12 protein-coding genes are annotated in these 17,076 nt (G+C 71.7%); 5 read left to right on the forward strand and 7 right to left on the reverse strand.

All coding sequences use genetic code 11. The features are described 5' to 3' along the window. Positions 1–96: 96 nt before the first annotated feature. From BMZ82_RS10795 to BMZ82_RS10815, 5 genes are all read right to left on the reverse strand, one after another. Complete coding sequence (locus BMZ82_RS10795; RefSeq protein ID WP_093774213.1) at positions 97–1,047, reverse strand: alpha/beta fold hydrolase; 951 nt, start codon at positions 1,045–1,047, stop codon at positions 97–99. Further along, positions 1,044–1,532 (reverse strand): phage holin family protein, encoded by a 489-nt coding sequence (locus BMZ82_RS10800; RefSeq protein ID WP_093774215.1) that lies wholly within the window; start codon positions 1,530–1,532, stop codon positions 1,044–1,046. Before BMZ82_RS10800 ends, BMZ82_RS10795 begins: the two co-directional genes overlap by 4 nt. Before the next feature lie 126 nt (positions 1,533–1,658). After that, positions 1,659–3,143 carry a Na+/H+ antiporter NhaA gene (gene nhaA / locus BMZ82_RS10805; RefSeq protein ID WP_093774217.1) on the reverse strand — a complete coding sequence of 495 codons (1,485 nt, stop codon included), beginning with the start codon at positions 3,141–3,143 and terminating at the stop codon, positions 1,659–1,661. 232 nt (positions 3,144–3,375) lie between these two features. Next, complete coding sequence (gene acs, locus BMZ82_RS10810; protein WP_093774219.1) at positions 3,376–5,334, reverse strand: acetate--CoA ligase; 1,959 nt, start codon at positions 5,332–5,334, stop codon at positions 3,376–3,378. Positions 5,335–5,814: 480 nt separating this feature from the next. Continuing rightward, complete coding sequence (locus BMZ82_RS10815; protein WP_093774221.1) at positions 5,815–8,508, reverse strand: bifunctional SulP family inorganic anion transporter/carbonic anhydrase; 2,694 nt, start codon at positions 8,506–8,508, stop codon at positions 5,815–5,817. Between the two features lie 334 nt (positions 8,509–8,842). On the opposite strand from BMZ82_RS10815, the gene BMZ82_RS10820 reads away from it, so the two are divergent. Then, entirely contained in the window at positions 8,843–10,123 is a 1,281-nt protein-coding gene (locus BMZ82_RS10820; RefSeq protein ID WP_093774223.1) for a polysaccharide deacetylase family protein, read from the forward strand. A gap of 3 nt (positions 10,124–10,126) precedes the next feature. On the opposite strand, the gene BMZ82_RS10825 is transcribed toward BMZ82_RS10820, so the two are convergent. Next, positions 10,127–11,107, reverse strand: coding sequence for an ATP-binding protein (locus BMZ82_RS10825; RefSeq protein WP_093774305.1), 981 nt, complete (start codon positions 11,105–11,107; stop codon positions 10,127–10,129). A 101-nt stretch (positions 11,108–11,208) separates the two neighbouring features. Here BMZ82_RS10825 and BMZ82_RS10830 point away from each other — a divergent pair, with 101 nt between their 5' ends. Further along, positions 11,209–12,033, forward strand: a complete 825-nt coding sequence (locus BMZ82_RS10830; RefSeq protein WP_093774225.1) for a Fic family protein — start codon at positions 11,209–11,211, stop codon at positions 12,031–12,033. A gap of 377 nt (positions 12,034–12,410) precedes the next feature. On the opposite strand, the gene BMZ82_RS10835 is transcribed toward BMZ82_RS10830, so the two are convergent. Then, positions 12,411–13,247, reverse strand: coding sequence for an HAD family hydrolase (locus tag BMZ82_RS10835; RefSeq protein ID WP_093774227.1), 837 nt, complete (start codon positions 13,245–13,247; stop codon positions 12,411–12,413). Positions 13,248–13,820: 573 nt separating this feature from the next. Between BMZ82_RS10835 and ssd the strand changes: the two genes are divergently transcribed. Genes ssd through BMZ82_RS10850 form a run of 3 tightly spaced genes read left to right on the forward strand, consistent with a single transcriptional unit; the run spans position 13,821 to position 17,066 of the window. Then, positions 13,821–14,933: a septum site-determining protein Ssd gene (ssd, locus tag BMZ82_RS10840; protein WP_177244449.1), complete on the forward strand. Its 1,113-nt coding sequence runs from the start codon at positions 13,821–13,823 to the stop codon at positions 14,931–14,933. Beyond that, positions 14,930–16,213: a TadA family conjugal transfer-associated ATPase gene (locus BMZ82_RS10845; RefSeq protein WP_093774229.1), complete on the forward strand. Its 1,284-nt coding sequence runs from the start codon at positions 14,930–14,932 to the stop codon at positions 16,211–16,213. Before ssd ends, BMZ82_RS10845 begins: the two co-directional genes overlap by 4 nt. Beyond that, a complete protein-coding gene (locus BMZ82_RS10850) occupies positions 16,206–17,066 on the forward strand; it encodes a type II secretion system F family protein (protein WP_256251853.1) in 861 nt (286 codons plus the stop codon). Before BMZ82_RS10845 ends, BMZ82_RS10850 begins: the two co-directional genes overlap by 8 nt. Positions 17,067–17,076 lie beyond the last annotated feature (10 nt).

Raw genomic sequence — 17,076 nt, forward strand, 5'->3', positions numbered from 1 at the left:
TAACCGCCCTCCGGCCCGCCAATTGGCCTATGCGTCGGGCATTTGGCTGTTCGTAGTACAGGTGTTCAGATTCGGACACCGGGCGATGCGCTTCGGTCACCGATCGGGTTCGGGATCCTTCAGCCAATTGACCAGTTCTGTGGAGAACGCGACCGAGTCCTCTTCGTGCGGGAAGTGGCCGAGGCCGTCGAACAGCCGCCAGCGGTACGGGGCTTCGACGTACTCGCCGGAGCCGGCCGCGCTGCGGGTGCGCAGCACCGGATCGAGTGAGCCGTGCAGATGCAGCGTGGGCACGCGCACGGGCCGCTTCATGCGCCGGTAGAACTGGATGCCGTCCGGACGGGCCAGCGAGCGCACCAGCCAGCGGTACGGCTCCACGGCGCAGTGCGCGGTGGACGGGATGCACATCGCGCGCCGGTACGTCTCCACCGCGTCGTCCTCCGGCAGCAGCGGCCCGGACCAGTCCCGCAGCAGCCGGCCCACGAGTTCGCCGTCGTCGGCGGTGAGCTGCCGCTCGGGGATCCACGGCCGCTGGAACCCCCAGATGTGGGAACTCGCGGTCGTCTGCCGGACGTCGGCGAGCATCGCCGAGCGCCAGCGCCGCGGATGCGGCATCGAGGAGACGGCGAGCCGCCGCACCAGCTTGGGCCGCATCACGGCCGCCGTCCACGCCAGATAACCGCCCAGGTCATGGCCGACCAGCGCGGCGTCCGGCTCGCCGAGGGAGCGGATCACGCCGGTGATGTCGAGGGCGAGGTTGGCCGGATCGTAGCCGCGGGGCGTACGGTCGCTGCCGCCCACGCCCCGCAGGTCCATCGCGACGGCCCGGAAGCCCGCGTCGGCCAGCGCGACCAACTGGTGCCGCCAGGTCCACCAGAACTGCGGGAACCCGTGGACGAGCATGACCAGCGGGCCGTCGCCCATCTCGGCGATGTGGAACCGCGCGCCGTTCGCGGCGACCTCGCGGTGGGTGACCGGCACGCCGCAGACGGCGTCCGGCCGTACGACCGAGGCGGGCTGGGCCGGAGGAATCGCGGGGTCCGTCATGACGACGAGCGTCCCACAGCCTCGAGGGCCTCCGGGGCCCGATCCTGCGGGAGGTCGGGCCGCGGGTGCGGCTTGGCGTTCTGCAGGACGCCCGCCGTCTCCTTCACGGACGCGGCCACCATCTGCGGGCCCTGGCTCTTCTTGGCCTTCTTCGCGAAGAACACGCCGATCAGCCCGAGGGCGATCGCGAGGAGCACGTTCGCCGCGAACGACAGCAGGAAGCAGAGCGCGAGGTTCCAGTCGCTCCAGGTCCGGATGCCGTACGCCAGCGCGAAGTTCAGCATCGGAAGGGAGAACACCAGGACCGCGCCGGCCACCGAGAACGCCCCGCCGCTCAGCAGGCCCCGCTTGACGTCCTGCTTGAGCTGCGCCTTCGCCAGCGCGATCTCGTCGTGCACCAGCGCCGACAATTCGGTCGTCGCCGAGGCGAACAGCCGGCCGATGCTGCGTTCGGCGCCGACCGGGCTGCCGTCGGGTGCGCTCATCGCGTTCTCCCTCTCCTGCTGCTGTCTGTGTTGCCGTACGTGCCGCTGTAGGTGCCGCCGTGCGCGGTGCCGCGTGTTTCCGGCTGCGGTGCTGCTTCTGGCTTCCTTTTGTACCGTCCCGTCAGATCATGCCGGACCGTCGCCCTCCTCGCCCGCCCCGCCCGGCACTTCGGCAAGCCCGTGGCGCGCGTCGGCCTCGTCCTGGGCGGCGTCCCGGGAGATCTCCGCGGCGATCCGGCGGTGCTCGGCGGCCTTGCGGTCGAGGATCTCCGCCATCCGCAGGTGGTACGCCGGGTCGTCCTGCTCGTAGACGTCCGGGACGCCGTCGAGGTCGTCGTCTCGCTCCTCGGCCTCCCACATCCGGCGGTACCGGGCGTTGCGCAGCTTCAGTAGGACCGTCGCCAGGGTCGCCGCGATCAGCGAGCCCAGCAGGACGGCGGCCTTGGCCTCGTCGGTGAGGGCGGCGTCGCCCTCGAAGGCGAGCTCCCCGATCAGCAGCGAGACGGTGAACCCGATGCCGGCGAGGGACGCGACGGCGAACACGTCCGGCCAGGCGAGGTCCTCGCTGAGCGAGGCCCGGGTGAAGCGGACGGTCAGCCAGGTCCCGCCGAAGATGCCGATCGTCTTGCCGACGACGAGACCCAGCACGATGCCCAGCGTCTCCGGCCGCGCGAACACGTCCCCGAGCACCCCGCCCGAGACCGTCACACCGGCGCTGAACAGGGCGAACAGCGGCACCGCGAGACCGGCGGAGAGCGGCCGGACGAGGTGCTCGATCCGCTCGCCCGGGGAGCGCTCCTCGCCCTCGCGCGTCGTGCAGCGCAGCATCAGGCCCATCGCGACACCGGCGATCGTGGCGTGGACGCCGCTGTTGTACATCAGCGCCCAGATCACCAGCGCGAGCGGCACGTACACGTACCAGCCGCGCACGCCCTTGCGCAGCAGCAGCCAGAAGACGACGAGTGCGACGACCGCGCCGCCCAGCGCCACGAAGTCGATGCCGCCGGTGAAGAAGACCGCGATGATCAGGATCGCGAACAGGTCGTCGACGACGGCGAGGGTGAGCAGGAAGGCGCGCAGCGCGCTCGGCAGCGACGTGCCGATGACGGCGAGCACGGCGAGCGCGAACGCGATGTCGGTGGCCGTGGGCACGGCCCAACCCGCGAGGGAGCCGCCGCCGGTGAGGTTGGTGAGCGTGTACACGAGCGCCGGTACGGCCATCCCGCACAGCGCGGCCACCACCGGCAGCGCGGCGGCCCTGCGGTCCTTGAGGTCACCGGCGACCAGCTCGCGCTTGAGCTCGATGCCGGCGACGAAGAAGAAGACCGCGAGGAGGCCGTCGGCCGCCCAGTGCGCGACCGAGAGGTTCAGGCCGAGGGCCGCGGGCCCGAGGTGGAAGTGGCTGACGCTCTCGTAACTGTCGTGCAGCGCCGGGACGTTCGCCCAGACCAGCGCGGCGACGGCGGCCACGAGCAGCAGCACACCGCCGACGGTCTCGGTGCGCAGCGCGTCCGCGACGAAGTTCCGCTCGGGCAGGGACAGCCGTCCGAGGACCTTGCGGGGGTGCGGGGCGGGGGCCGAGGCGGGAGTCGGGGTGCGGGGCGCGGGCACGGTGGGGACCTCCGGTCGGTGGGCAGGGCTGAGCACATGCCGACCAGACTTCCCGGCGCACCTTTTTGTTTAGCCTACCTAAAGTTAGTCTACCTAAAGTGCGCGGGGAGGAATCCGGCGATCCCTACGTTAGGTGCGAAAAGGGCACCCGGCGCGCTTGCCGCCGAGTGCCCTTCACCGACCTGCAGACCTGCAGACCTGCAGACCTGCCGACCGAGACCTACCGGTGTGCTCAGTCCTCGCTCGGCGCGGCCGGGAGCTTCGTCTGGATGAGGTCCATGACCGTGGAGTCGGTCAGGGTGGTGACGTCACCGAGCTGACGGTTCTCCGCGACGTCCCGCAGCAGCCGGCGCATGATCTTGCCGGACCGGGTCTTCGGCAGCTCCGCGACCGGCAGGACCCGCTTCGGCTTGGCGATCGGTCCGAGCGTGGCCCCGACGTGGTTGCGCAGATCGGCGACGAGGTTCTCGTCGTCCGCGTTCGCCGTGCCGCGCAGGATGACGAAGGCGACGATGGCCTGCCCGGTCGTCTCGTCGGCGGCGCCCACCACGGCCGCCTCGGCGACGGCCGGGTGCGACACGAGCGCCGACTCGACCTCGGTGGTCGAGATGTTGTGGCCCGACACGAGCATCACGTCGTCGACGCGCCCGAGGAGCCAGATGTCCCCGTCGTCGTCCTTCTTCGCGCCGTCCCCGGCGAAGTACTTGCCCGGGAAACGCGACCAGTACGTGTCGAGGAAGCGCTGGTCGTCGCCCCAGATGGTGCGCAGCATCGACGGCCACGGCTCGGTGAGGACCAGGTAGCCGCCCCCGCCGTTCGGCACCTCGTTCGCCTCGTCGTCGACGACCGTCGCGGAGATGCCGGGCAGCGGCGTCTGCGCGGAACCGGGCTTGGTCTCGGTGACGCCGGGCAGCGGCGAGATCATCATCGCGCCCGTCTCGGTCTGCCACCAGGTGTCGACGATCGGGGTCAGGTCGGCGCCGATGTGCTTGCGGTACCAGATCCAGGCCTCGGGGTTGATGGGCTCACCGACCGAGCCGAGCACGCGCAGGGAGGAGAGGTCGAACTTCGCGGGGATGTCGTCGCCCCACTTCATGAACGTACGGATGGCGGTCGGCGCCGTGTACAGGATCGTCACTCCGTACTTCTGCACGATCTCCCAGAAGCGGCCCTGGTGCGGGGTGTCGGGCGTGCCCTCGTACATGACCTGCGTCGCGCCGTTGGCCAGCGGCCCGTACACGATGTACGAGTGCCCGGTGACCCAGCCGACGTCGGCCGTGCACCAGTACACGTCGGTCTCCGGCTTGAGGTCGAAGACGGCGTGGTGCGTGTACGCGGCCTGAGTGAGGTAGCCGCCGGAGGTGTGCAGGATGCCCTTCGGCTTACCGGTGGTGCCGGAGGTGTAGAGGATGAACAGCGGGTGCTCGGCCTCGAACGCCTCGGGCGTGTGCTCGGCCGACTGCCGTTCGACGATCTCGTGCCACCAGACGTCCCGGCTGTCGTCCCACGCGACCTCCTGGCCGGTACGGCGGACCACCAGCACGTGTTCGACGCTGTCCACGCGCGCGACCGCGTCGTCGACCGCCGGCTTCAGCGCGGACGGCTTCCCGCGCCGGTAGCCGCCGTCGGACGTGATGACGACCTTGGCGTCCGCGTCCTGGATACGGGTGGCCAGCGCGTCCGCCGAGAAGCCGCCGAAGACGACGGAGTGCGCGGCGCCGATCCGGGCGCAGGCCAGCATCGCGATCGCCGTCTCCGGGATCATCGGCATGTAGACGGCGACCCGGTCGCCCTTGCGAACTCCCAGCTCCAGCAGGGCGTTTGCGGCCTTCGACACCTCGCTCTTGAGCTCGGCGTAGGTGATGGCGCGGCTGTCGCCGGGCTCGCCCTCGAAGTGGATGGCGACCCGGTCCCCGTGCCCGGCCTCCACATGCCGGTCGGCGCAGTTGTAGGCGACGTTGAGCTCGCCGTCCTTGAACCACTTGGCGAACGGCGGGTTCGACCAGTCCAGCGTCTCCGTCGGCTCCTTGGCCCAGGTCAGCCGACGGGCCTGCGCGGCCCAGAAGCCGAGCCTGTCAGCCTTGGCCTGCTCGTACGCCGCCGCCGTGACGTTGGCGTTCGCCGCCAGGTCGGCGGGCGGCGCGAACCTGCGCTCTTCCTTGAGCAGGTTGGCCAGGCTCTCGTTGCTCACGACATCTGCCTCTCGAAGGTATCCGTGTCCGTTGTGTCCCAGGCCACAGCTCATCAGACCCAGGGGCCCGGTGACAAGGGCCGACGAAATATTGGTTTAGACCTGTTGGAGTTCGGTTCGGTGTAGTTCGGTTCGGTGGAGTCCGGTTCGGTGGGGCCCCGGTTCGGCGGAGTCGGTTCTCTGGGACCCCGGTTCGCTGGAGTCCGGTTCGGCGGGAGTCCGGCTTGTGTGGTGTGCGGTGGACTGCGATCGGCGGGGTGGGCTGGGTGGGGTGTGCGGTGAGGAGTGGCCTGGTGGGGTCGGTGTGGTGCGGTGTGGTGCGGGTCGGGGTCATCCGTACCCACGGGCGGGGGCCCGACGGAGTTCAGCCGGTGTAACGCCTTTCACACCCGCGCCTGGCCCCGGCCCTGGTGGCGTCGGGCGGCGCCCGCCGAGGAGAGGGACTCGGCGGACGCTTCCCATCGACACGTCCTCACATCGTCACGCCGTCAGGTCCGCGACTCCCACGTGGTCGAACAGCCCGCCGCCGCTTTCCCCGGTGAGCAGGTACGTCTGTGTTTCGCCCACGTGGAAGTACAGCCCGTGCAGCTCCAGCGCCCCGGCCCGCAGGGCCCCGGCCACCGACTCGTGGGCCCGTAGATGCTCCAACTGCTGGACCACGTTGGTCAGGCAGAGCTGCTCGACCGCGTCCACCGGTGTCCGCCCGGCCAGCCGGGCCCAGGGGCGGCTGTCGTCGGCCATCCGCTCCAGACTCGGCAACCCGTGCCGCAACCACCGCTTCAGCGGGGTCCGGGGGCCACCCGGTTCGGAGTTGAGCAGCGCCTGCATGGCCCCGCACCCCGAGTGCCCGCACACCGTGATGGACCGCACCTTCAGCACGTCCACCGCGTACTCGATCGCCGCCGCCACCGAGTCGTCCCCGCTCTCCCCGCCGGGCGGCGGCACGAGGTTGCCCACATTGCGCACCACGAACAGGTCGCCGGGACCACTGGAGGTGATCATCGAGGTGACCAGCCGAGAGTCGGCGCAGGTGAGGAAGAGCTGCGTGGGCCGCTGCCCCTCCCGGGCCAGCCGCGCCAGCTCCCCCCGCACCAGCGGCGCGGTGTTCCGCTGGAACGCGCTGATACCACGCACCAGTTGATGCCCACTTGGCTCGGAGTGCTCGGTGTGTGCGGCGCGCTGGGTGTGCTCGGAGTGCCCGGCATGTTCCGTGTGCCCAGTGTGTTCGGCGTGCTCGGTTGGCTCCGTGGGTTCTGTCGTCTCCTTCCTCTGGTTTTTACCCTGCGCTGCGTCCGGCGTCTCTGCCGAGTCCGGCGAGTGTGCCGAGTCCGCCCCGCTGGGCGTCCTGGGCGTTCTCGCCGTCAGGGGTGTCGCTGTCGCCGTCGTACGCCGTGGCACCTCGCACTGGTGGTTGCGCCACGGTGTCCACGGGCGGCAGCGGCAGTCGGCGATCGGGGTGTCTCCGCCGGGAACCGGGTCGAGACCTCGGGGAGCGGTCGACTCGCCCCCTTCGGCTCCGGAGCCGGTGCCCGCGCCGGTGCCGGTACTGGTGCTGGTGCCGACGCCGGTGTGTGTCTCCAGGCCGGCTCGGGTGTCGGGCCCCCTGTCGGAGCGGCGGCCGGTGAGCTTGACGGAGCCGCCTCGCGCGGTGTGCGACTTCTGCCAGTCCTGTAGGGACTCGTATGCCGCGTGGTCCATGAAGGAGCCGTCCAACTCGACTACGACGTAGGACCCTTGGGGCATGAGGTGCAGGATGCGGCTGAGCCGTGGCACGGCGAGGAACGTCAACTGGCCTCGTACGTGTACGTGATGGACTCCTTCCTTCTCGTGGTGCGTGATGCGGGTGCGGGCGAGGCGGTGCAGGGCGACGGCGACGGCCACGGCGATGCCGAGCATCACGCCCCCCAGGACGCCGAGGACCACCACGCCGAGGGTGGTGACGGCGTACACCAGCACCTCTCGGTGGCGAGTCACCGTGCGAATGTGGTGCAGGGACACCATCTGGATGCCGACGGCCATCACCAGGGCGGCGAGTGAGGCGAGCGGGATGAGATCCAGGATCGGGACCATCAGCAACGCGGCGACTACTACGAGAACGCCGTGCAGCATCGTGGAGTTCCGGCTCACGGCACCGGCTTGGACATTTGCCGAACTGCGCACCGCGACGCCCGCCACCGGCAGTCCGCCGAGTGCGCCGGAGACGATGTTGGCCGCGCCCTGGCCGAGCAGTTCGCGGTCCAGGTCGGAGCGGCCGACTCGGGCGGAGCGGGAGCTGAGCAGGCCGGGGTCGGAGGCGATCAGCTTGTCCACGGCGACCGCGCCCAGCAGCGACTGCACGCTGCACACCAGCGTGGTGGTGAGGACGGCGGCGACGAGCCCGAGCACCGGCCCCTCGGGCAGCCCGGCCAGGGCGTGACTGCTCCAGGACGGCAGGTCGACCTTAGGCAGGGTGAGGCCGGTGAGCGCGGCGATCGCGGTCGCGCCCGTGACGGCGACGAGTGCGGCGGGCACCTTGTGCAGCAGGCGGCCGACCCGGCCGGGGATGCGCGGCCAGAGCAGCAGCAGGGTCAGGGTCAGCACGCTCACGGCCACGGCCGCGGGCTGCAGGCGGGCCAACTGGGCGGGCAGGGCGCGGAGGTTGTCGAGGACGGAGCTCTGGGGGCTGCCGCCGAGGACGACGTGCAGTTGGGCGACGGCGATGGTGACGCCGATGCCGGCGAGCATGCCGTGCACGATGGCGGGGCTCACGGCGAGCGCGGTGCGCGCCACGCGCAGGCAGCCGAGGCCCAGTTGGACGAGCCCGGCGAGGACGGTGACGGCGCAGGTCGTCCGCCAGCCGTAGCGGTGGATGAGGTCGGCGGTGACGACGGTCAGGCCGGCCGCGGGGCCGCTGACCTGGAGCGGTGAGCCGCCGATCCAGCCGGCGACGATCCCGCCCACGGCCGCGGCGACGAGCCCGGCCTGGAGGGGCGCGCCGGTGGCGAGGGCGATGCCGAGGGACAGGGGCAGGGCGATCAGGAAGACCGCGATCGAAGCGGACACGTCCGCGCCCGCGATGCGGAAGCGGCGGTGCGGGGGCGGTGGGGGGCTGTGGGGCGGGTGGTTGCGCTCGGTGCGCGTCGAGTGGGTCGAACGGGTCGAGTGGGCAGTGCGGGTGGGGACGCAGGCGGACATGTTCCCGTCTCCTCCGGGGCAGCGCGGTCGCGGAACTGGTGGGCCCCCGGCTGTGGCGGGGGCGGTCGCGGCCGTGGGTCACGGCGTGCAGCGGCGGGATGAAATCAACAATCGGTAAATAGATCGTAATGCAGAGTAAAGGTCATGCATGGATTTTTGCGGCAAATAGGGCAGTGGATCACCCGCAAGAGTGAAGTGGTCTTTTTGTCGGCTTGTCGTACTAATTCATTCTCGGTCCCATGCGACTTTGACTGCGCCGCCGGTTCGTCCCGGCGCGCCACCAGAGAACGCCCTCGTCGGCGTTGGCCGAGAGAAGGAAGAAGGTGGGCGGAAGATGGCCGCCACCCAGAGGATCGCCGCGGGCGCAGTGGTCGCCGCGGCTGTCGCCGCATCGCTCGCCGGTTGCGCGACGGGAGCCGATGGTTCCCATGTTTCCCACGTCGGGGCGTCAGGCCCGCAACAGGCGAAGCCGGCTCCCGCGCCCAAGAGCGTGGTCCGCCTGATCGGCGACGGCTCCACCGCGTACACCGGGGCGCAGCCCCACCTGCCCCGGCCCGAGCGCCTGAAGCCGGGCCAGAAACCGCCGCAGTTCGTGGTCTTCTCCTGGGACGGCGCCGGCGAGGACAGCCAGAAACTGTTCTCGCACTTCCGCAAGGTCTCCAAGGCCAACCACGCGACGATGACGTACTTCCTCAGCGGCGTGTACATGCTGCCGCAGGAGAAGGCCGACCTGTACAAGCCGCCGCAGCACTCGCCGGGCCGCTCCGACATCGGCTTCAACGACGAGCAGGGCATCGCCGACACCGTGAAGCAGTTGCGCCTGGCGTGGCTGGAGGGCAACGAGATCGGCACCCACTTCAACGGCCACTTCTGCGGGAAGAACGGCGGCGTCGGCGAGTGGTCGGTCGAGGAGTGGAAGGACGAGATCGCCCAGGCCAAGCAGTTCGTGAAGACCTGGAAGACCAACACCGGCATGAAGAAGGCGGCCCCGCTGCCCTTCGACTACGACAAGGAACTCGTCGGCGCCCGCACCCCCTGCCTCGAAGGCCAGAAGAACTTCATGAAGGCCGCCCACGAGCTGGGCTTCCGCTACGACACCAGCGGCGTCGACAACCAGGTCTGGCCCGGCAAGAAGGAGGGCCTGTGGGACCTGTCGATGCAGCTCGTGCCCTTCCGCGGCCACAGCTACGAGCAGCTCACCATGGACTACAACTTCATGGTCAACCAGTCCGGCACCGCCACCCAGGGCGACCCCGACAAGCGCGAGTTCTGGGGCGACCAGATGCGCGACAGCCTGCTCAAGGGCTTCCACCGGGCCTATGACGGCAACCGCGCACCGCTGATCATCGGCAACCACTTCGAGTCCTGGAACGGCGGCACGTACATGCGCGCCGTCGAGGAGGTCGTCGAGAACGTCTGCAACAAGCGGGACGTGCGCTGCGTGTCCTTCCGGCAGTTGGCCGACTGGCTGGACGCCCAGGACCCCAAGACGCTGGCCAAGCTGCGCACCCTGGAGGTGGGCGAGGCCCCGAAGCAGGGCTGGGCGTCCTTCCTGCCCGGCAGCCCCGCTCCGGCCCCGAAGGGCGCGCCCGGGGCGCCGGCGGTCAGGCGGTAGCCGTCACACGGAAGCCGTGACGCCTTCGTCGAGGACGAACCCGGGGTCGACCTGCGCCGCCAGGTCGGCCCCGGTGCGTTCGTTACCCCAGGACTCGGCGTTCTTCAGGTGGAAGTGCACCATCTGCCGGGTGTAGCGCTCCCAGTCGCGCCGTTCGTACGCCGAGTCGGCGGTCGTGTGCAGCAGGCGCAGGGCGTGGCGGTTGGTGTCCTCCAGGAGCTCGAACCGGGGCGGCCGGCCCTTCTCCATGGCGCGCACCCAGTCGGAGTGCCCGACCGTCACCAGCAGGTCGCCCCCGACCTCGGCGCGGAGGAAGTCGACGTCGTCCTGGCCCTGCACCTTGTTGCCGACGACCTTCAGCTCGACGCCGAAGTCGCGGGCGTACTCCTTGTACTGGCGATAGACGGAGACCCCCTTCCGGGTCGGCTCGGCGACGAGGAACGTGATGTCGAAGCGGGTGAACATGCCGGAGGCGAAGGAGTCCGAGCCTGCCGTCATGTCGACCACGACGTACTCGTCACGCCCGTCGACCAGGTGGTTCAGGCACAGCTCCACCGCTCCCGTCTTGGAGTGGTAGCAGGCGACCCCCAGGTCGGCGTCCGTGAAGGGGCCCGTGACCATCAAACGGACGGCGCCGCCGTCGAGTTCCACCGGCCGGGCACAGGCGTCGTACACCGGGTTCTCCTCGCGCACCCGCAGCAGCCGGGAGCCCTCGCCGGGCGGGGTCGTCTTGATCATCGTTTCGGCGGAGGTGACGCGGGGGTTGGCGCCGCGCAGGTAGTTCTTGATCAGCGGCAGCCGGTCGCCCATCGCGGGCAGCGCGGCGGCCTCCGCCTCGTCCAGCCCGAGAGCGGGCCCCAGGTGCTGGTTGATGTCCGCGTCGACCGCGATCACCGGCGCGCCGTCGGCGGCGAGCTGGCGGATGAACAGGGAGGACAGCGTGGTCTTGCCACTGCCGCCCTTCCCGACGAAAGCAATTTTCATGTTCACAAAGGGTAGTGCGTCGATAGCTGTATGTGACAGGCGTGCGTGAAGAAGACCACTCCTTCGTGGGGCGTGCGCAGGGGTTGCGTAGTGTCGTACTCATGAGTACGACAGGCGCGTCCGCCGATCCGCTTGCGGCCCTGGGCTCGTTGCCCGGTGTGGCCGAGTCCGTGGAGTCCATGCGCAAGGCCGTGGACCGGGTCTACGGCCACCGGGTGATGCGCCGCCGCAGCACCGCGATCACCTCCGAGGCCGCCCTGCGCGGCGCCCGCGGCTCGGCGGCGCTCTCCGGGGCGGACTGGGCGCTGGAAGAGGTGCGGCGGCGCACCGACTTCAGCGTCGACGACGAGGCGCGGATCATGGGCGCCGCGCTGCGGCTGACCGCCGAGGCGGGCCAGTTGCTGTCCATCTGGAGGCAGTCGCCGCTGCGGGTGCTGGCGCGGCTGCACCTGGTGGCCGCCGCGAGCGACGGGGGCGAGGTCGGGCGGCCGCGGCAGGCCGGCGAGGCGGTCGACGAGCCGCTGATCGAGCTGCCGCTGCCGAGCGCCGCCGAGCTGGCTGGACGCCTGGAGGGACTGTCCGAGCTGATCATCGCGGGAGGATCCGCGCCCGCCCTGGTGACGGCCGCCGTCGTGCACGGCGAGCTGCTGGCCCTGCGCCCCTTCACGTCCCACAACGGCCTGGTCGCGCGGGCCGCCGCGCGCATCGTCCTCATCGGCGGCGGCCTCGACCCCAAGTCGGTCTGCCCGGCCGAGGTGGGTCACGCCGAGCTGGGGCGGGCGGCCTATCTGGCGGCGCTGGACGGCTACGTCTCCGGCACCCCGGACGGCATGGCGGCCTGGATCGCCCACTGCGGCAGGGCGGTCGAGCTGGGCGCGCGCGAGTCGACGGCGGTGTGCGAGGCGCTGCAACGAGGGGCGGCGTAACGCGCCACGCGCGCGTAGTGGCGCGTTACGAAAAAAGGCCCCCGCGCGGGGCCCTTGCAAAGGGTTGCGGCGGTACGAGTCCTCGTACCGCCGCTGGCATGCTCACCCGGTTACCAGGCGTCCTCGATATATTGCCCATCAGGCCGGGAACTTCGCCCGTGACCTGGTGCGGCTGGCCCGTAATCGACGGGTCGACGTCGCGTGGGTGCCCGGTGGTCATGCGCGGTCCGTGGGGCCAAATGCGTTATTAAGGTGATCCTCTCGGATGTCCTTGGTCTCGCGGGCCGTTAAGTCCTTTGTACTCCAGACCCCGGACAAGCGGAAGTGCTGGCACCAGTTCTTTGCTTTTGCCGCCAAAAGGGTTTTAAACGGGCAGGTCAGGCGGTCGCCGTCGCCCGGCGCCGACTGGCGTACCAGACGAGGCCCGCGGTGGCCGCCGCCGCTCCTATGGCCGCGGCCGCGACCAGCGCCGGGCGGGGCGGTACGGAGAACCGGGGGATCCGCTGCTTGAGGCGCACCGGCCGGTGGAAGTCGAGAATCGGCCAGCCGCGCGCGACGGCCTCGCGCCGCAGGGTCCGGTCCGGGTTCACGGCGTGCGGGTGCCCCACCGCCTGCAGCATCGGCAGGTCGGTCGCCGAGTCGCTGTAGGCGTAGCAGCGCGACAGGTCGTACCCCTCGGACTCGGCCAGCTCCTTGACCGCCTCCGCCTTCGTCGGGCCGTAGGCGTAGTACTCCACCTCGCCGGTGAAACAGCCGTCCTCGCCCACGACCATGCGGGTGGCGACCACGCGGTCCGCGCCGAGCAGCTCACCGATCGGCTCGACCACCTCGGCGCCCGACGTGGACACGATGACGACGTCACGGCCGGCGGTGTGGTGCTCCTCGATCAGCGAGGCCGCCTCGTCGTAGATGAGCGGGTCGATCAGGTCGTGCAGGGTCTCGGCCACGATCTCCTTCACCTGCTGGACGTTCCAGCCGCGCACGAGAGCGGACAGATACTCGCGCGTTCGTTCCATCTGGTCGTGGTCCATACCGCCGACCAGGAACACGAACTGGGCATATGCGGTCCGCAAGGCCGCCCTGCGGTTGATCAGCCCGCCTTGGTAGAAGGACTTGCTGAAGGTGAGCGTGCTCGACTTCGCAATGACCGTCTTGTCCAGGTCAAAGAAGGCCGCTGTGCGAGGCAAGAAGTGGTTTTCCACAAGCAAGAGCATAAGGGCAGCCCATTCGGCGTAAGGTGAGCGCGTTGGTTTGCCTGAGAGGCCTCTCGGGTACACCATGGAAGTCACGGATCGTTCGCGACCGTGCTAACGCGGTCCGGCTCCTCCCCCCCCGAGTCGGCCGTGGAGACGACCCCCGCTCTCCCCCCCCGGCGGGGGTCGTCGCATGTCCCGGTGGGTTTCTCTCTTCTGTGCGCGGCCGTGGTGCCGCATCGAGGCGGCTGCGGCCGCCTCTTTCGCATGTCCACCTCCCCTCACCGTGTGTAGCCGTCGGGCTGCTCTGTGGAAGTCGTACACGGAGTAGTGCAGGGGTCACCGGTTCGGGTGACGGCGATATTCACAACGCCCCGCTCGTCCACAGTTTTCCACCAAGATCCACACGATTTCCGGGTTCGCTGCACGGTGATTCCGACGCGTCCGCTCGGGCCGACTTCACATGGCCGGTTCCGTTTGCCGGGCGTGTGCGGCCGGTTTCTGTCGGCCGTTCATATGGAGGCCGGACGCCGGTTCTTCACACGTTTGGGAATCGCGGGGCCGCAGGGACTGCGCGCCTCGCGGCGAAGGGGGATGGACATCGTGACCGGAGCCGTCACACACGACCCGCCGCCCGCCGGCGAAGACCGGCCGGGCAAGCCGCTCATCGTCACCGAGGACGCGGAACTCCTCGACGACCTGCTGCGCCTGTGCGCCGCGGCCGGCGCCACACCCGAAGTGCATCACTCGGTGCCGCAGCAGCGGGGCGGCTGGGAGGCCGCGCCGCTCGTCCTGGTCGGCGACGACGCGGCGCGCAAGGTCCGCGGGGCCGCCCGCAGACGAGGAGTGGTCCTCGTCGGACGCGACCAGGACGACTCCGGGGTGTGGCAGCGCGCCGTGGAGATCGGCGCCGACCACGTCCTGATGCTGCCCGACGGCGAACAGTGGCTGGTCGACCGCATCGCCGACGTCGCCGAAGGAGTCGGCTGGCCCGCGCTCACCGTCGGCGTCATCGGCGGCCGCGGCGGCGCCGGAGCGTCCACGCTCGCGTGCGCCCTCGCCGTCACCTCCGCGCGGGAAGGGCTGCGCACCCTCCTGGTGGACGCCGATCCACTGGGCGGCGGACTCGACGTACTCCTCGGCGGCGAGAGCGCGGAGGGCCTGCGCTGGCCCGCGTTCGCCGCCTCGCGCGGCCGGGTCGGCGGCGGCGCCCTGGAGGAGTCGCTGCCCAGCCTGCACGCGCTGCGGGTGCTCAGTTGGGACCGGGGCGACTGCGTCTCCATCGCACCCCAGGCCGTACGCGCGGTGCTCGCGGCGGCCCGGCGCCGGGGCGGCACGGTCGTCGTCGACCTGCCGCGCCGTATCGACGACGGGGTCTCCGAGGTCCTGGCCCAACTCGACCTCGGGCTCCTCGTGGTCCCCGCCGAACTGCGCGCCGTCGCGGCGGGCGGGCGCGTGGCCTCCGCCGTCGGCATGGTGCTGCGCGACCTGCGGGTCGCGGTACGCGGCCCCTACGCGCCCGGACTCGACGACTGCGAGGTGGCCCGGCTGCTCGGACTGCCGCTGGTCGGCGAGGTGCCCGTCGAGCCGGGACTGCTGCACCCCGACGGCGGCAAGGCACCGCCGGGCGCGACCGCGCGCGGGCCCCTCGCCCGCTTCTGCAAGGAGTTCTGGGAGCGCGCGCTGACCGAGGCGGGCGGCTCATGAGCACGCCGCCCGGGCTCGCACGGGTGAGCGCGCGCGGGCCCGGAGCGCTCCTCGACGGCGTACGGCAGTGGCTCGCCGACAGCGGGGCCGAACCGACACCCGCGCGCGTGGCGCAGGCGCTGCGCGAACAGGGGCGGGTGCTCGGCGACGCGGAGGTCCTCGGCGCCGCCGCGCAACTGCGGTCCGAGCTGATCGGCAGCGGGCCCCTGGAGCCGCTGCTCGCCGACCCCTGGGTGACCGACGTGCTGGTGTCGGCCCCGGACCGGGTCTGGGTCGACCGCGGCGGCGGCCTGGAGCTGACCGGGGTCTCCTTCCCCGACGCGGCGGCCGTACGACGCCTCGCGCAGCGGCTGGCCGCCGTGGCCGGACGCCGCCTGGACGACGCCCGGCCCTGGGCCGACGCCAGGCTGCCCGACGGGACCCGCCTGCACGCGGTGCTGCCCCCGGTCGCCGTCGGCTGCACCTGCCTGTCGCTGCGCGTCGTACGGCCACGCGCGTTCACGCTCGACGAACTGACGGCCGCGGGCACGGTCCCGCCGGGCGGTGACCGGGTGCTGCGGGCCCTGGTGCGGGCCCGGCTGTCCTTCCTGGTCAGCGGCGGCACCGGCAGCGGCAAGACGACCCTGCTGAGCGCTCTGCTCGGCCTGGTCGGGCCGGGGGAGCGGATCGTGCTCGCGGAGGACTCCGCGGAGCTGCGCCCCGATCACCCGCACGTCGTCCGCCTGGAGAGCAGACCCGCCAACCAGGAGGGCGCCGGGCTCGTCACGCTCGAGGACCTGGTGCGGCAGGCCCTGCGGATGCGGCCGGACCGGCTCGTCGTGGGCGAGGTGCGCGGGCCGGAGGTCGTCCATCTGCTGGCCGCGCTCAACACGGGCCACGAGGGCGGCTGCGGCACGGTCCACGCCAACGCCGCAGCGGACGTCCCCGCCCGGCTGGAGGCGCTCGGCACGGCGGCCGGGCTCGACCGGGCCGCGCTGCACAGCCAGTTGGCGGCCGCCCTGTCGGTGGTCCTGCACCTCGTACGCGACCCGGCCGGGCGGCGGCGGATCGACGAGGTGCACGTGCTGGAGCGGGACCCCTCGGGGCTGGTGCGGACCGTGCCGGCACTGCGGTGGCGGGCGGACGCCTTCGCCCGCGAGCGGGGCTGGGAGCGGCTGCGGGAGCTGCTGCGGAGCGGGAGCGAGGAGGGCGAGGAGGGCGACGGCGGAACGGGCGGGTGCGGCGAGCACGGAGACCAGCGCGGGGACGAGTGGGGAGGGACGGGTGGGTGTGATGGGTGAGGTGCCGATGGCCGCGGCGGTGGCCTGTGCCGGAGTGGCGGCCTGGGTGCTGGGCGGACCGTACTCGGGGGGCAGGCGGGCGCAGTTGCTGCTCGCCGGAGGCGGGGTGGTCGGCAGCGGGCCCCCGTCGTGGCCGCAACTCAGCGACGAGCTGCACAGGCTGCGGCGGCGGTGGCGGCCCGAGTGGTGGGCGCCGGTCGCCGGGTTGGTCCTGGCGGTGCTGGGCGGCTCGGTGCTGCCGTTCGTCGCGGGGGCGGCCGGGGTGCCACTGCTGCGCCGGGCACGGCGGGCCGCCGAGGAGCGGCGGGCGACGGAGCGCCGAGGGGACGCGGTGATCGCGCTGTGCGCGGCGCTGGCCGGGGAGGTGCTCGCGGGACGGCAGCCCGGGGAGGCGTTGCAGCGGGCGGCGCGGGACTCCGGAGGGCTGGGGGCGGCGCAGCCCGCGGTGTTGGCGGCGGCGCGGTTCGGCGGGGACGTGCCCAAGGCTCTCGCCGTCGCCGCGCGGCAACCGGGGGCCGACGGGCTGCTGGGACTCGCCGCGTGCTGGCGGGTGGCCGTGGACCAGGGCGCCGGTCTCGCCGCCGGACTCGACCGCCTCGAAGGGGCGTTGCGTGCGGAGCGGGACCAACGGGCCGACATGCGCGCCCAGTTGGCTGGGCCTCGCGCCACGGTGGTGATGCTCGCCGGCCTGCCGGTGCTGGGCCTCCTGCTGGGCGCCGCGCTCGGCGCCGCCCCGCTGCACGTTCTGCTGCACACCGGACCGGGGCTGGGCTGCCTGCTCGTCGGCGGTGCGCTGAAGGGCGCGGGGATGTGGTGGGCGCTGCGGATCGTACGCACGGCGGAGGCGGTGTGAACGGGCGGGC

The organism is Streptomyces sp. yr375 (genome assembly GCF_900110755.1).
Lineage (GTDB): Bacteria > Actinomycetota > Actinomycetes > Streptomycetales > Streptomycetaceae > Streptomyces.

Bases quoted from the DNA above. Each gene is read 5' to 3' on its own strand.
- BMZ82_RS10825 (WP_093774305.1), bottom strand. From the start codon at position 11,107: ATGAAAATTGCTTTCGTCGGGAAGGGCGGCAGTGGCAAGACCACGCTG.
- BMZ82_RS10850 (WP_256251853.1), top strand. From the start codon at position 16,206: ATGGGTGAGGTGCCGATGGCCGCGGCGGTGGCCTGTGCCGGAGTGGCG.
- ssd (WP_177244449.1), top strand. From the start codon at position 13,821: ATGGACATCGTGACCGGAGCCGTCACACACGACCCGCCGCCCGCCGGC.
- BMZ82_RS10835 (WP_093774227.1), bottom strand. From the start codon at position 13,247: ATGCTCTTGCTTGTGGAAAACCACTTCTTGCCTCGCACAGCGGCCTTC.
- BMZ82_RS10800 (WP_093774215.1), bottom strand. From the start codon at position 1,532: ATGAGCGCACCCGACGGCAGCCCGGTCGGCGCCGAACGCAGCATCGGC.
- BMZ82_RS10815 (WP_093774221.1), bottom strand. From the start codon at position 8,508: ATGTCCGCCTGCGTCCCCACCCGCACTGCCCACTCGACCCGTTCGACC.
- BMZ82_RS10795 (WP_093774213.1), bottom strand. From the start codon at position 1,047: ATGACGGACCCCGCGATTCCTCCGGCCCAGCCCGCCTCGGTCGTACGG.
- BMZ82_RS10845 (WP_093774229.1), top strand. From the start codon at position 14,930: ATGAGCACGCCGCCCGGGCTCGCACGGGTGAGCGCGCGCGGGCCCGGA.
- BMZ82_RS10830 (WP_093774225.1), top strand. From the start codon at position 11,209: ATGAGTACGACAGGCGCGTCCGCCGATCCGCTTGCGGCCCTGGGCTCG.
- BMZ82_RS10820 (WP_093774223.1), top strand. From the start codon at position 8,843: ATGGCCGCCACCCAGAGGATCGCCGCGGGCGCAGTGGTCGCCGCGGCT.